The organism is Bradyrhizobium sp. CCGUVB14 (assembly GCF_024199935.1).
Classification (GTDB): Bacteria; Pseudomonadota; Alphaproteobacteria; order Rhizobiales; family Xanthobacteraceae; genus Bradyrhizobium.
In genome coordinates, this window is sequence record NZ_JANADS010000001.1 from 8,131,570 (window position 1) to 8,145,101 (window position 13,532).

Genomic DNA, 13,532 nt, shown 5'->3' on the forward strand with positions numbered 1-13,532 from the left:
ACAGGCCTAGTCGCCCCACTGCGCGAAGGCGTCGTTGAAGGCGCGCTCGCCGGGGGCGCCCTTCTCGATGGCGATGATGGCGCGGCGCTGGTTGGCATAGACCAGCGGCACGTCGAACCACGAGCGCTCCTTCAGGAGCTGGACGTTGCGGGCGCGGTCGGCGTCGACATTGGAGAGGCCGACCAGGAAGAAGCCGTCGGTGACCTTGACGGCAAGGCCCGCGAGCGGCGTGCCGCGCGCCTGCTCGTTCGACTTCATCAGAATGCCCGGCACGTTGGAAACGCTGCCGCCCGGAAAGTCCGGCGGCAGGATGAAGGTCAGCTCGGCCGTGTGGCTCGCCGGCAGCGACGAGTCGGTATTGCGGCGGAAGGACATAGTCATCTTGAACTTGCGGTCGGGGATCTCGATGTCGGCACGCACGGCGATGTCGGCCTTCTGGTTGCCCGACGCCTTGATCGGCTCGAGCCGCCATACCACCGAACCGACATATTGCTTGCCCTTCGGGTCGGACGGATCCTCGTCATAGAGCACGACCTTCTGCGCCACCGGCGCGGCCGGCTGGTCGCTGGCCGAGGGCTGGCCGACGCGATCCGGAATCTTCGGCTTGCTCTGCGGCTGCGAGGCATCCTTCGGCGCTTCCACCACCTGGGTGGGCGAAGGCTTGAACAGATTGGTCGCGGTCTGCACCAGCTGCTTGCCCCAGAGGATGCCGGCGCCGACCAGGATCAGCACGATGCCGATGGCGATCGCGCTCTTGAACGGGAAGACCGAGCCGCTGCGCTTGGGCTTCTTGGCGCCGCGGTCGGGCGCAATGCGCGGACGCGGCGACGGCGGCTGCGGCGCGTAGCGCTCGGCCTCCTCGATCGACTCGTCATAGGAATAGGGCGCGTCGGGTTCGGCGGCGCGGTTTTCCAGGCTCGGTTCGAGCCGGTCGAATTCCGGCGAGGGCGACGGCACGTTGGCGTAGGTGCGGCGCGCGGCGCGATTGGCCTGCGCGGCGGCACCGCCGAGATCATTGACGTCGGCCGTGATGTCGCGGAAGCCGCGCACGCCCGGTGCCGGCGGCAATGGCGGCGGCGGTCCGCTGTCCTGCGGGCGACGCGGAGGCGAGCGTCCGGCCGGCGGCTCCGGCGGGCCGGGCTGGCGCGGCGGCGCATCGAAACGCGGGGCACGGGGCGGACGCGGCGCGTCGTTCTGGTCATCGCCGCCAAGCGGCGGGCGATCGTTGCGCGGCGGCGGTGCGGCGGGACGGGCCCGTGGCGGTCCGGCCGGCTGAGGAGATGCTGGCGGAGTGTTGTCGGCCGCACGCGCGCTGGCCCGGCGGAAGGCGTCGCCGCTGCCGCCCCCGCTGCGGGGGCCGCCACCGGGGCGCGAGGCCTCGCGGGCCCGCTGGGCGGCTTCCGATTCGACCTTGCGGACGGCCTCTTCCAGCGACAGCCGCTCGCGGGTGATCTCGGATTCGGAGAGCGGCGGCTGCACGCTGCGCAGCTGCGCGATCAGGGCCGTGCGCGCCCGTTCATAGAGCGCGCGCCGGCTTTCGCCGGGAGCGTTGGGGTCCAGGGCGGCAATAGCGCGGGCGATCAGCGGATAGTAATCAGCCATTTCTACTCAACTATACCCGCGTCCCGGTAAGAGATCGTTAAGCCTCAAACGGATTTTGCACCAGGATAGTATCTTCGCGTTCGGGGCTGGTGGAAAGCAGGGCCACCGGGCACCCGACCAATTCCTCGATCCGGCGGACATATTTGATGGCCTGGGCCGGCAGGTCGGCCCAGGACCGCGCGCCGGCGGTCGGCTCCTTCCAGCCCTCGATGGTCTCCCAGATCGGCTCGACCCGGGCCTGCGCCCCCTCGCCGGCCGGGAAATAATCGATCTCCTTGCCGTCGAGCTTGTAGCCGACGCAGACCTCGATCGAATCGAAGCCGTCGAGAATGTCGAGCTTGGTCAGCGCCAGGCCGTTGATGCCACAGGTGCGGACCGTCTGGCGGACCAACACCGCGTCGAACCAGCCACAGCGGCGCTTGCGCCCGGTATTGACCCCGAACTCGCGGCCGCGACGGCCGATCTCCTCGCCGATCTCGTTCAGCAGCTCGGTCGGGAACGGCCCCTGACCGACGCGGGTCGTGTAGGCCTTGCAGATGCCGAGCACGTAGCCGACCCCGCTCGGACCGATGCCCGTTCCGGTCGCGGCCTGCGCCGCCACCGTGTTGGACGAGGTGACGTAGGGATAGGTGCCATGGTCGACGTCGAGCAGCGCGCCTTGCGCGCCCTCGAACAGGATGCGCTTGCCGGCACGCCGCTCGGCATCGAGCAGGCGCCACACGGTCTCCGCATAGGGCAGCAGCTGCGGCGCCAGCGCGCTCAGCTCCTTCAGGATCTCGTTGCCGTCGAACTCCGGCAAATTGAGGCCGCGACGCAGCGCGTTGTGGTGCGCCAGCAGCCGGTCGATCTTGTGCGGCAGCGTGTCGAGGTCGGCGAGGTCCATCAGCCGGATCGCGCGGCGGCCGACCTTGTCTTCGTAGGCCGGACCGATGCCGCGGCGGGTGGTGCCGATCGCGGTCGCGGAATTGGACGATTCGCGCAGCGCATCGAGCTCGCGGTGCAGCGGCAGGATCAGGGTCACGCTCTCCGCGACGCGCAGATTCTCGGGGCCGACCGCGACGCCCTGGCCGCGCAGCTTGGTCACCTCGTCGAGGAAGGCCTGCGGATCGAACACGACGCCGTTGCCGATCACCGCCAGTTTCGACGGGCGCAGCACGCCCGAAGGCAACAGCGCGAGCTTGTAGGTCTCGCCGTTGATGACCAGCGTATGGCCGGCATTATGCCCGCCCTGGAAGCGCGCGACGATGTCCGCCTGCTCCGACAACCAGTCGACGATCTTGCCCTTTCCTTCGTCGCCCCACTGGGCGCCGACGACGACAACATTGGCCATTCGCGGGTAATCCTTCGAAGAATTTAGATGCGCCCAGCCCAATTCCCGGCCTGGAGCCGTTCGTATGCGGGGCAGCCAACCGGATAAAGGAAGCAGCCTCTCTAAGCAAGCAAGAACGGGGCTTTTTGAGGACCCAACGCCCGATCCAAGCCTTTGATATCCCCGGAAAATCCGGACATGTTCCCAGACCACGGGCCGACCTCGACCAAAGCGCTAGGCACAGCGTCGGCCGCTGCATGGTCGCGATGCGCCCGCCCCCGTTGATGCAGCCGCGATTTCCGTGTCTTTGAACGGGGCCGGGCTATGAGCCGGCCCGGACAGAGCCGGGCCGGAGGCCTTGGTGTAGTCCACCGCGGGGCCATAACAATCACAATGTCCGCCACCGGCCAGACCACGAGCGCCGACACATCCGGCCACAACTGGATCGCCAACCAGCCTTATCTCCTGCTCAGCATCACCGCGCTGTGCTGGGCCGGCAATGCGGTCGTGGGGCGGCTCGCCGCCGGCCATATCCCGCCGGTGACGCTGTCCTTCCTGCGCTGGACCTTCGCCTTCCTGCTGGTGCTGCCGTTCGCCTGGAAGCATCTCGCCCAGGACTGGCCCGCGATCCGCGACAAACTCGGCCTGATGATCGTGCTGTCGATCACCGGCATCGGCGCCTTCAACACCCTGCAATATTGGGCGCTGGAGCACACCCAGGCGCTCAACACCCTGCTGCTGCAGTCGGCCGCGCCGCTGGTCGTGGCGCTGTGGTCGCTGGTCATCCTCGGCATCCGCCTCACCCTTGCGCAGGCCTTCGGCGTGGCTCTTTCGATGTGCGGCGTGCTGATCATCCTGCTGCATGGCGATATCACCACGCTGTCGAACATCGCCTTCAACAAGGGCGACCTGATCTTCATCGTCGCGCTGATCATCTTCGCGCTCTATTCGGTGCTGACGCTGAAGCGGCCTCCGATCCACGGCCTGTCGTTCCTCGCCTTCACCTTCGGTGCCGGTGCGGCCTGCCTCATCCCGCTGGAGATCTGGGAATTGTCGGCGCGCCCCGTCATGAAGCTCGACGGGCCGAACCTGCTGACGCTGTTCTACGTCTCGGTATTTCCCTCGACGCTTGCCTATCTCTGTTTCAACCGCGGCGTCCGCCTGATCGGCGCCAACCGCGCAGCGCCGTTCTTCCACGTCGTGCCGGTGTTCGGCTCGATCATGGCGATGGCCTTCCTCGGCGAGCACCCGCAGGCCTTCCACTTCATCGGTTTTGCCCTAGTGCTGTCGGGCGTGTTCGTCGCGTCAAGGAAGCAGACGAGTTAGGGCTTGCGAGCTGGCTCTGCTCTTCCTTCTCCCCTTGCGGGAGAAGGTGGCGCGAAGCGCCGGATGAGGGGTATCTATCCGAGGACACGCTTCAAGAGAGTCGCGCGCGCGGATAGAGACCCCTCACCCGTCTCGCCGCTATCGCGGCGAGCCACCCTCTCCCGCAAGGGGAGAGGGGACGAAGCGCGCGCCGTGCGACCGAGGGCGCCTACTACATCTTGAACTTGCTGTAGGCCTCGCTGGTCGCGATGATGACGTGCTCGGCGCAGCCGTTGACGCGGTGCGGATCGGCATCGCGCTCGTAGGCTTCCGAGGTCATCATGTCGAGGAACGCGGCGACCGACGGATAGAACACCAGCGCGACGAAATCCCAATTGTTGCCGGCGTGCGGACCGAGCGCGATCGTCCTGGCCTCGCCGGTCCACAGCAGCGTGCCGCCGCGCGCCCTGATCATGGGCACGGTGATCGCGCTGTAGCGCAGATACGCATCCCAGCCGGAGCCGTCACCGTCGCGCGAGCGCGCGTGAAAACGCATCAGGTTCAGCATCACCACCGGCGCATGCCGGTCGAGCTGCTCCAGGCCCACAATGTTCAACATATTGACCGCCAATGGCACCTCCTCAGGGCTCGCCTGCATTGTAGCATTGCGGCGGCGTGACTTGTGTCACGACGGCGATCCGGCGCAAGGTCGTATGTGACGCCAATGACGATCGCATCGCCCGCGCCACCTGCCTCTCACCCGGTCAGCTGGCTCAACAACCAGCCTTATCTGCTGCTCAGCCTGAGCTCGCTGTTCTGGGCCGGCAACATCGTGCTCGCGCGTCATGTCGGCGCACATGTGCCGCCGCTGACGGTGACGACGATCCGCTGGTTCGGCGTGTTCCTGATCCTGCTGCCGTTCTCATGGCCGCATCTGAAGCGCGACTGGCCGGCCTTGCGCAAAAGCCTGCCGCTGATGCTGTTCCTGTCGCTGGTCGGCTTCGCCTTCAACAACGCGATCTCCTACTGGGCCCTGCAATATACCGAGGCGCTGAACGCGCTGCTGATCCAGTCGGCAGGTCCCCTGTTCGTGGCGCTGTGGTCGCTGGTGCTGTTCGGCGTGCGGCTGACCGGCGGCCAACTCGCCGGCATCGCGATCTCGCTGGTCGGCGTGCTGGTCATCATCCTGCGTGGCAATCTCGCGGCGCTGGCCAGCATCTCGTTCAACAGGGGCGACATCATGTTCGCCTCCTCGCTGGTGGCGTTCGGCATCTACTCCGCCTTCATCCCGCGTCGGCCGAAAGTTCATCAGCTGTCGTTCCTGTCCTTCACCACCTGCTGTGGCGCCTTCATGCTGCTGCCGACGGCGATCTGGGAGACGTGGAGCGGCAATGTCATGCAATTCGACACGGTGACGCTGCTGACGCTCGGCTACATCCTGATCTTCCCCTCGACGCTCGCCTATCTGTTCTTCAACCGCGGCGTCGCGCTGATCGGGCCGAACCGTGCCGCGCCGTTCTTTCATCTGGTGCCGGTGTTCGGCTCGGCGATGGCGATCCTGCTGCTCGGCGAAAAGCTCCAGCCGTTTCACTTGATCGGCTACGCGCTGGTGCTCGCCGGCGTCGTCATCGCCTCGCGCCAGGGCTCGGCCGTGAAGTAATTCCGCGTTGCGGACGCGGTGCGCGTCCTTGCCGTCTTCCGGTTTTGATGTGGACCGGCTAGGTTCCCCGCCAACGAAAAAAGAGGGAACGTCCGAACATGCTGTCATCGCTCATGCGCGCCTTGCGCACCGTCGGCGCCGCCGTGCTGTGTCTTGCTGCCGCATCCGCCGCGCAGGCCGATAATTGGCCGAGCCGCAACATCACGCTGGTGCTGCCGTTTGCGGCCGGCAGCGGCACCGACACCACGACGCGGCTGATCTCGCAGCATCTGTCGCAGGCGCTCGGCGTCGGCATCGTGATCGAGAACAAGGCGGGCGCCAACGGCATGATCGCGGCGACCTATGTCGCGCGCGCGGCGCCCGACGGCTACACGCTGCTGGTGACCACCAACACGACCCATTCGGCCAATCCCTATCTGCTCAAGAGCCTGACCTACGATCCGGTGAAGGACTTCACCCCGATCGCGCGCACCGGCGATCTGCCCTTCATGCTGGTGATCCACCCCGACGTGCCGGCCAAGACCGTCGCCGAGCTCGTCGCCTACGGCAAGGCCAATCCGGGCAAGCTGAGCTACGCCTCGGGCTCGTCCTCGGCGATCGTGTCGGGCGCGACCTTCGCGCACAATGCGGGGCTCGACCTCTTGCACGTGCCCTACAAGAGCTCGCCGCCTGCGCTCAACGACGTCATGGGCGGCCGCGTCTCGATGATGTTCGTCGACATCCTGACCGGCCTGCCGCATGTCCAGGGCAACGCGCTCCGCGCGCTCGCCGTCACCACCAAGGACCGCACGCCGCTGATCCCCAGTCTTCCCTCGATGCAGGAGGCCGGCGTGCCTGATTTCGACATCTCGTCATGGCAGGGCTATTTCGGCCCGGCCGGCATGCCGAAGGAGATCGTGACGCGGCTCAACGCCGAGATCCGCAAGATCGTCGAGAAGCCGGAGATCAAGGCCCAGCTCGCCACGCTCGGCATGGACGCATTTTCCGGCACGCCGGAACAGCTCGGCACGTTCGTCAACGAGCAGCTGGTGCTGTGGGAGCGGCTGATCCGGGACGCCGGGATCGAGAAGCAGTAGGGCTCTCGTACGACGATCACGTAGGGTGGGCAAAGCGAAGCGTGCCCACGGAAACTTCATCGCGCACTCAAAAAGAAAAGGTGGGCACGACGCTTTCGCGTCTTTGCCCACCCTACGAATTCAGCGCCAAGAACTTCGGCGCCAAGAACTCAGCGCAAGAATTTACGCCGCGCGCACCTTGGCGAGGAAGCCGTCCACCGCGCTGCGCAGCGCGCCGGACTGGCTGTCGAGCTCGCGGGCGTTGGTCAGCACGTCGCTGGCCGCACTGCCGGTCGCTTCCGCGGCCGAAGTGACGCTGCCGATATTGGCGTTGATCTCGTTCGAGCCGGCCGCGACCGACTGGATGTTGCGGGCGATCTCGCGGGTGGCCTCGCCCTGCTGCTCGATCGAGGCCGAAATGCCGGCGGTGATCTCGCTCATCTCGGCGATGGTCTGGGTGATGCCGCCGATCGCTGCAACCGCATCGCTGGTCGAGGTCTGCATCGCCGCCACTTGCGCGGAGATTTCCTCGGTGGCCTTGGCGGTCTGGTTGGCCAGCGCCTTGACCTCGGAGGCGACGACGGCGAAGCCGCGGCCGGATTCACCGGCACGTGCCGCCTCGATGGTGGCGTTGAGCGCGAGCAGATTGGTCTGCGCTGCGATCGAATGAATGAGCTTGACGACCTCGCCGATCTTCTCGGCGCCGGTTGAGAGCTCCTGCACCGTGGCGTTGGTACGCTCGGCGTCGCTGACGGCGCGGCTCGCCACTTCGGTCGAGCGCGTCACCTGGCGGGAAATTTCCGCAACCGAGCTCGACAGCTCTTCGGCGGCCGCCGCGACCGTGCCGACGTTGCCGGACGCCTTCGACGAGGCCGCACCGACCGTCGCCGCGCGCGACGAGGCGTCGCTGGCGGTTGCGGTCATCGACTGCGCCGTCGACTGCATGCCGGCTGCGGCCGAGGAGACCGAACGGACGATGCCGTTGACGCTGCGTTCGAAGTCGTTGGCGATATTCTCCATCGCGCTGCGACGCTCCGCCGCGGCACGGTCCTTGGCCGCCGCATCGGTCTGCTCGAGGTCGCGGATGCGAACGGCGTTGTCCTTGAAGATCTGGACGGTCGCAGCCATCGCGCCGACCTCGTCGCCACGACCGACGCCGGGGATGTCGCCCTCGAGCTTGCCGTCGGCAAGATCCTTCATGCGCGTGCCGAGCAGCGCCAGCGGACGGCTGATGCTGCGGCCGAGCAGCCAGGCAACGCTGCCGGCGACGATGACGATGCCGAGCATGGCAAGGCCGAGCAGCCAGTAGACCGGGCCCATCTTCTGGTCGATGTCCTCGAGATAGGCGCCGGTGCCGAGATACATGTCGAAGCCGGGAACGGCGACGGCGTAACCGATCTTGCGGATCGGCGTTTCCTGACCGGGCTTCACATATTCATAGTACAGCAGGATCGAGCCGTTGGCCTTGACGCCGTCCATCAATTCGACCGACAGCTTGCGGCCGTTGGTCACGACGTCCATGCGGTTGGTGCCGATCTGCTTCGGATCGGGTGCGAGCTGGGTGATGCCGTCATAGGACGTACCGAACAGATAGCCCGAGCCGTTGTCATAGGTCATCGAATTGCCGTAGCGGCGAAGCTCGGCCATGGCCGCATCCTTCGTCAGCTCGCCGGCATCGACGCGCTTCTTCAGCGCGGCCGCATAGTTGCGACCGAGATCGACGATCGCCTTGGTCTGGTCGATGCGGGCGTCGACCATGGCGCGCTTCATCAGGTAACCGGCCAGGACTCCGGAGATGCACAGGCCGAACAAGGTGACGCCGACAAGAATGCCAAGCTTGGGCGCGATTTTCAGATTGCTCAACTTCACGGGGTGGGCTCCGGAAAAAAGGGATGCGGGCGCGCGAGTGAATCGATCGAAATTGAATCAACTTTTAGTGTGAGACCCCTTAGCAAGTTACTTACGTGCCTCCGTAGAAGCCCGTACGATGCCGGGGATTTCGGCAAATATTCGCCGGGTCGACAACCGGGAATTGTACGCGACCGGATCGATTTCGCGTAAAAGACGCAAAGGCCCGATCGAGAAGGCCGGGTCGCAACAAGAACCGACAAACCAAATCGGGAGCAGGAAATGCCGAAATACAGGGTGGTGACGCCGAAGGGCGCGAGTTTCACGGTCGCGGGCAGCGATTACTCCTACGAGCGCGAAGCGCTCGATCCGATCGATGCCGAGATCGTCGAGGCACCGGCCAACGAGGCGGAGTTCATCGCCGCCGCCAGGAATGCCGATGCGATCTACGCCAAGGGCATCCCGATCACCAAATCGATCATCGACACTCTCGAGAATTGCAAGGTCATCACGCTCGGTTCCGTCGGCGTCGACAGCGTCGATGTGAAGGCGGCGACCGCGCGCGGCATTCCCGTCACCAACATCCCCGATACCTTCATCGAGGAAGTCGCGGACCATGCCATGATGCTGCTGCTCGCCGGCTTCCGCCGCCTGGTCGAGCAGGACAAGATGGTGCGCAGCGGCCGCTGGGCCGAGGGCAGGCCTGCGCTCCTGAAGGTTCCGCGGCTGATGGGCCAGACGCTCGGCTTCATCTCGTTCGGCCGCGTCGCGCGTGCGGTTGCGAAGCGCGCCGCGCCGTTCGGTCTGCGCATGATGGCCTATGATCCCTTCATCCAGGAAACGCTGATGTGGGACCACGGCGTCATCCCGGCGACGCTGAACGAGGTGCTGTCGCAATCCGACTTCGTCTCGATGCATGCACCTGCCCGGCCCGAGGTGCATCACATGCTGACCGAGAAGCATTTTCGGCAGATGAAGAAGGGCTCGATCTTCATCAACACCGGGCGCGGCGCGACCGTGGATGAGGAGAGCCTGATCAAGGCGCTACAGGAGGGCTGGATCGCGCATGCCGCGCTCGACGTGCTGGAGAAGGAACCGCCGTCGCACAACAACCCGATCCTGGGCATGGAGAACGTGACCCTGACCGCCCATGTCGCCTCGGCCTCGGCACGGTTCGACGAGGCGCGCAAGCGCCGCGTGGGCTACGAATTGTCACTGGTGCTTCAGGGCATGTGGCCGGTAAGCTGTGTCAATCCGTCGGTGCTGCAAGACACCGCGCTCCGCCGCTGGCAGCCTGTCGGCATGGATCGCGGCCCGAACAGCTAGGGCGGCCGGCCGCAAATCGCGCGCCGAAAGAACGAAACGGCCCTTCACCGGCGATCAACGCCGGGAAGGGAGACATCATAGGGAGGAACTGATGAGGAACGACATCACACGTCGTGATGCCTTGGCGCTGGGCCTGTCTGCTGCGACGTTCGCCGCCACTGGTGCTGCAGCGCAAACATCGAACATCAAGGCCGCCGACGTCCCCGCGCCGAAACTGCCGATCGAGAAGGGCGCAACGCTCCGCATGCTGCGGCCGGTGCGCTTCGTCCAGGCCGACGAGGACGTGTTCCGCGCCAATGCGGCCAAGTTCACCAAGGAGACCGGCGTCGAGGTCAAGGTCGATTTCGTCGGCTGGGAGGACATCAACCAGCAGACCGCGGTCACCGCCAATTCCGGCGCCGGCCCCGACATCATCATCGGCTTCTCCGACGCACCGCATATCTATATCGACAAGCTGATCGAGCTGACCGACGTCGCAGACTATCTCGGCAAGAAGTATGGCGGCTGGCAGAATCTGGCGAAGGCCTATGGCAAAAAGGCCAAGAGCGATTCCTGGATCGGGCTTCCCTTCGGGGCCTCCGGCGGACCGCTGATCTATCGCAAGTCCGTTCTCAAATCTGTCGGGTTTGACAAGGCACCGGACGACCTTCCTGGTTTCCTGGACCTCTGCAAGAAGCTGCAGAAGGCCGGCAAACCCGCCGGCTTTGCACTGGGCAATGCCGTCGGCGATGGCAACGGTTTTGCGGACTGGATGATGTGGGCGCACAACGCCGCGTTGCTGGACGAAGAAGGCAACGTCACCATCAACAGCAAGGAGACGATTGCGGCGCTGAACTACGTGAAGGAGCTCTATCCGACCTTCATCGCGGGCACGCCGTCGTGGAACGACGTCAGTAACAACCGCGCCTATTCCTCGCAGGAAATCGCGCTGACGGCGAACGGCGTCTCGCTGTACTTCTCGCTGAAGAACGATCCGGCGACCGCGGCAATCGCCGAGGATTCCGAACATCAGGCGTTGCCGAAGGGTCTTGCACCGGTGTCGCCGATGTCCGGACTGACGCTGAACGCCATGGTGTTCAAGCACAGCCAGTACCCCAATGCTGCAAAGGCCTTCCTGCAATACATGCTGGAGAAGGACCAGTACGAGCCGTGGCTCAACGCCAACAGCGGCTACTGGTCGCAACCGCTTGCGGCCTATGCCGACGCGGCGGTGTGGAAGGGCGATCCCAAGGTCGCGATCTTCAAGGACACTATGAACAGCAAATACTACGCCGGCTATAAGGGTCCGATTTCGACCGCCACCGGCGCTGTTCGCGCGGACTATGTCACGGTGCAGATGTTCGCCTCGGTCGCAACCGGCGCCGCGACACCTGAAGCAGCGGCCGCGGAGGCGGAGCAGCGTTGCAAGCGATACTTCCGGCGGCAGAAGTAACGACGACAAAGCACCCGTCATTGCGAGCGAAGCTCCTCGCAATGGCGGGTGTGGTGACCCTTAAGGACAGGACAACGCCCTGATGTCCGTGACCACCCTCTCCCCTCCCGTGCTGGCCCACCGGCAGCCGAACTGGCTGGTGCGGCTGTTCGACTACAAGCCGTTCCTGATTGCCATGTGCCTTGCGCCAGCGATCGGGCTGCTCGCGGTGTTCCTGACCTATCCGCTCGGCCTCGGCATCTGGCTCGCCTTCACCGATGCCACGATCGGTCGAAAGGGCGAGTTCATCGGCCTCGAGAACTTCCAATACCTGCTCACCGACCCCCTGTGGTGGAACGCGGTGTTCTACAGCGTGATCTACACGGGCATCGCGACCTTCGGGAAGTTCGCGCTCGGCTTCTGGCTCGCGCTGCTGCTCAACAACCATTTTCCGTTCAAGAGCCTGCTGCGCGCGATCGTGTTGTTGCCCTGGATCGTGCCGACGGTGCTGTCGGCGCTGGCGTTCTGGTGGATCTACGATCCGCAATTCTCGATCATCTCTTATCTTCTGGTCGACGTGCTGCATTGGCGCACGACCAATATCGACTTCCTCGGCTCGCCCTGGCCGGCGCGGTTCTCGCTGATCGCGGCCAACATCTGGCGCGGCATTCCTTTCGTCGCGATCTCGCTGCTGGCGGGCCTGCAGACCATTTCGCCCTCTCTCTACGAAGCCGCCATGCTCGACGGCGCCAGCGCCTGGCAGCGTTTTCGCTACATCACCTTCCCGATGATGATGCCGATCCTCGCCATCGTCATGACGTTCTCGATCATCTTCACCTTCACCGACTTCCAGCTGGTCTACGCCATCACCCGCGGCGGCCCGGTCAACTCGACCCACCTGCTCGCCACGCTCGCCTTCCAGCGCGGCATCGCCGGCGGCGAGCTGGGCGAAGGTGCCGCGATCGCGGTGTCGATGATCCCGTTCCTGGTGTTCGCGACGCTGTTTTCCTATTTCGGCCTGGCGCGCCGCAAATGGCAGCAGGGAGAGGCCAATGACTGATACCGTCGCACAAGCCTCCGCCGTCGCCGACGCAAAAGCGGCGCCCGACACCATGGCCTGGGATTCCGGGCTGCGGCGGCTGATGATGATCTATCTGCCGCTCGGCTGCTTCGTGCTGATCCTGCTGTTTCCGTTCTACTGGATGGCAATCACGTCGTTCAAGCCGAACGCCGAGCTATTGAATTACAAGGAGCATAATCCGTTCTGGATCACCTCGCCGACGCTGGCGCACATCAAGCATCTCTTGTTCGAAACCGCTTATCCGCGCTGGCTGTGGACGACGATGATGGTCGCGGTCGGCTCGACCACACTGTCGCTGATCGCGAGCACGCTGGCTGCCTATGCAATCGAGCGGCTGCGCTTCCGCGGCAGTCCGTATGTCGGCCTCGGCATCTATCTCGCCTATCTCGTGCCGCCGTCGATCCTGTTCATCCCGCTCGCGACCGTGGTGGTGCAGTTCGGCCTGTTCGACTCGCCGCTGGCCCTGATCCTGGTCTATCCGACCTTCCTGGTACCGTTCTGCACCTGGCTGCTGATCGGCTATTTCAAGTCGATCCCCTACGAGCTCGAGGAATGCGCGCTGGTCGACGGCGCGACGCGGCTGCAGATCCTGCGGCGGATCACGCTGCCGCTCGCGGTGCCCGGACTGATCTCGGCCGGCATCTTCTCGTTTACGCTGTCCTGGAACGAGTTCATCTACGCGCTCGCCTTCATCCAGAGCGGCGCCAACAAGACCGTGCCGGTCGCGATCCTGACCGAGCTCGTCACCGGCGACGTCTATCAGTGGGGCGCGCTGATGGCGGGCTCGCTGCTCGGCTCACTGCCGGTTGCGATCTTCTACTCGCTGTTCGTGGACTATTACGTGTCTTCGCTGACCGGCGCGGTGAAGGAGTAACGGGCCACCGCAAGCGTAAGCGATCGTGCGGTCCTGATAGACTGTGGTCTGCCCTGGTCGC

At 65.1% G+C, this 13,532-nt stretch carries 11 protein-coding genes; 7 read left to right on the forward strand and 4 right to left on the reverse strand.

All coding sequences use genetic code 11. The features are described from left to right. Window positions 1–6: 6 nt before the first annotated feature. Together NLM32_RS38045 and NLM32_RS38050 are read right to left on the reverse strand one after the other, a co-directional pair. The gene (locus NLM32_RS38045) at window positions 7–1,602 is read right to left on the reverse strand and encodes a hypothetical protein (protein ID WP_254133809.1); all 1,596 of its coding nucleotides are present in this window, start codon (window positions 1,600–1,602) and stop codon (window positions 7–9) included. A 37-nt stretch (window positions 1,603–1,639) separates the two neighbouring features. Beyond that, window positions 1,640–2,932 carry an adenylosuccinate synthase gene (locus NLM32_RS38050; RefSeq protein ID WP_254133810.1) on the reverse strand — a complete coding sequence of 431 codons (1,293 nt, stop codon included), beginning with the start codon at window positions 2,930–2,932 and terminating at the stop codon, window positions 1,640–1,642. Between the two features lie 372 nt (window positions 2,933–3,304). Between NLM32_RS38050 and NLM32_RS38055 the strand changes: the two genes are divergently transcribed. Next, window positions 3,305–4,237 (forward strand): DMT family transporter, encoded by a 933-nt coding sequence (locus NLM32_RS38055; RefSeq protein WP_254133811.1) that lies wholly within the window; start codon window positions 3,305–3,307, stop codon window positions 4,235–4,237. A 211-nt stretch (window positions 4,238–4,448) separates the two neighbouring features. On the opposite strand, the gene NLM32_RS38060 is transcribed toward NLM32_RS38055, so the two are convergent. Then, window positions 4,449–4,835, reverse strand: coding sequence for a DUF1330 domain-containing protein (locus tag NLM32_RS38060; protein WP_254133812.1), 387 nt, complete (start codon window positions 4,833–4,835; stop codon window positions 4,449–4,451). A 105-nt stretch (window positions 4,836–4,940) separates the two neighbouring features. Here NLM32_RS38060 and NLM32_RS38065 point away from each other — a divergent pair, with 105 nt between their 5' ends. Next, window positions 4,941–5,876, forward strand: a complete 936-nt coding sequence (locus NLM32_RS38065) for a DMT family transporter (protein WP_254133813.1) — start codon at window positions 4,941–4,943, stop codon at window positions 5,874–5,876. Window positions 5,877–5,974: 98 nt separating this feature from the next. Continuing rightward, complete coding sequence (locus NLM32_RS38070) at window positions 5,975–6,952, forward strand: tripartite tricarboxylate transporter substrate binding protein (RefSeq protein ID WP_254133814.1); 978 nt, start codon at window positions 5,975–5,977, stop codon at window positions 6,950–6,952. A gap of 162 nt (window positions 6,953–7,114) precedes the next feature. On the opposite strand, the gene NLM32_RS38075 is transcribed toward NLM32_RS38070, so the two are convergent. Then, on the reverse strand, window positions 7,115–8,800 hold the full coding sequence (locus NLM32_RS38075) for a methyl-accepting chemotaxis protein (protein WP_254133815.1): 1,686 nt from the start codon (window positions 8,798–8,800) through the stop codon (window positions 7,115–7,117). 261 nt (window positions 8,801–9,061) lie between these two features. On the opposite strand from NLM32_RS38075, the gene NLM32_RS38080 reads away from it, so the two are divergent. The 4 genes from NLM32_RS38080 to NLM32_RS38095 all read left to right on the forward strand — a co-directional run bounded on the left by NLM32_RS38080 (window position 9,062) and on the right by NLM32_RS38095 (window position 13,471). Beyond that, on the forward strand, window positions 9,062–10,105 hold the full coding sequence (locus NLM32_RS38080; protein WP_254133816.1) for a C-terminal binding protein: 1,044 nt from the start codon (window positions 9,062–9,064) through the stop codon (window positions 10,103–10,105). A gap of 91 nt (window positions 10,106–10,196) precedes the next feature. Further along, window positions 10,197–11,537 (forward strand): ABC transporter substrate-binding protein, encoded by a 1,341-nt coding sequence (locus tag NLM32_RS38085; RefSeq protein WP_254133817.1) that lies wholly within the window; start codon window positions 10,197–10,199, stop codon window positions 11,535–11,537. Window positions 11,538–11,619: 82 nt separating this feature from the next. Further along, window positions 11,620–12,576 (forward strand): carbohydrate ABC transporter permease, encoded by a 957-nt coding sequence (locus NLM32_RS38090; protein ID WP_254133818.1) that lies wholly within the window; start codon window positions 11,620–11,622, stop codon window positions 12,574–12,576. Further along, window positions 12,569–13,471: a carbohydrate ABC transporter permease gene (locus tag NLM32_RS38095; protein ID WP_254133819.1), complete on the forward strand. Its 903-nt coding sequence runs from the start codon at window positions 12,569–12,571 to the stop codon at window positions 13,469–13,471. The genes NLM32_RS38090 and NLM32_RS38095 overlap by 8 nt, the downstream gene beginning before the upstream one ends. Window positions 13,472–13,532: the final 61 nt, after the last annotated feature.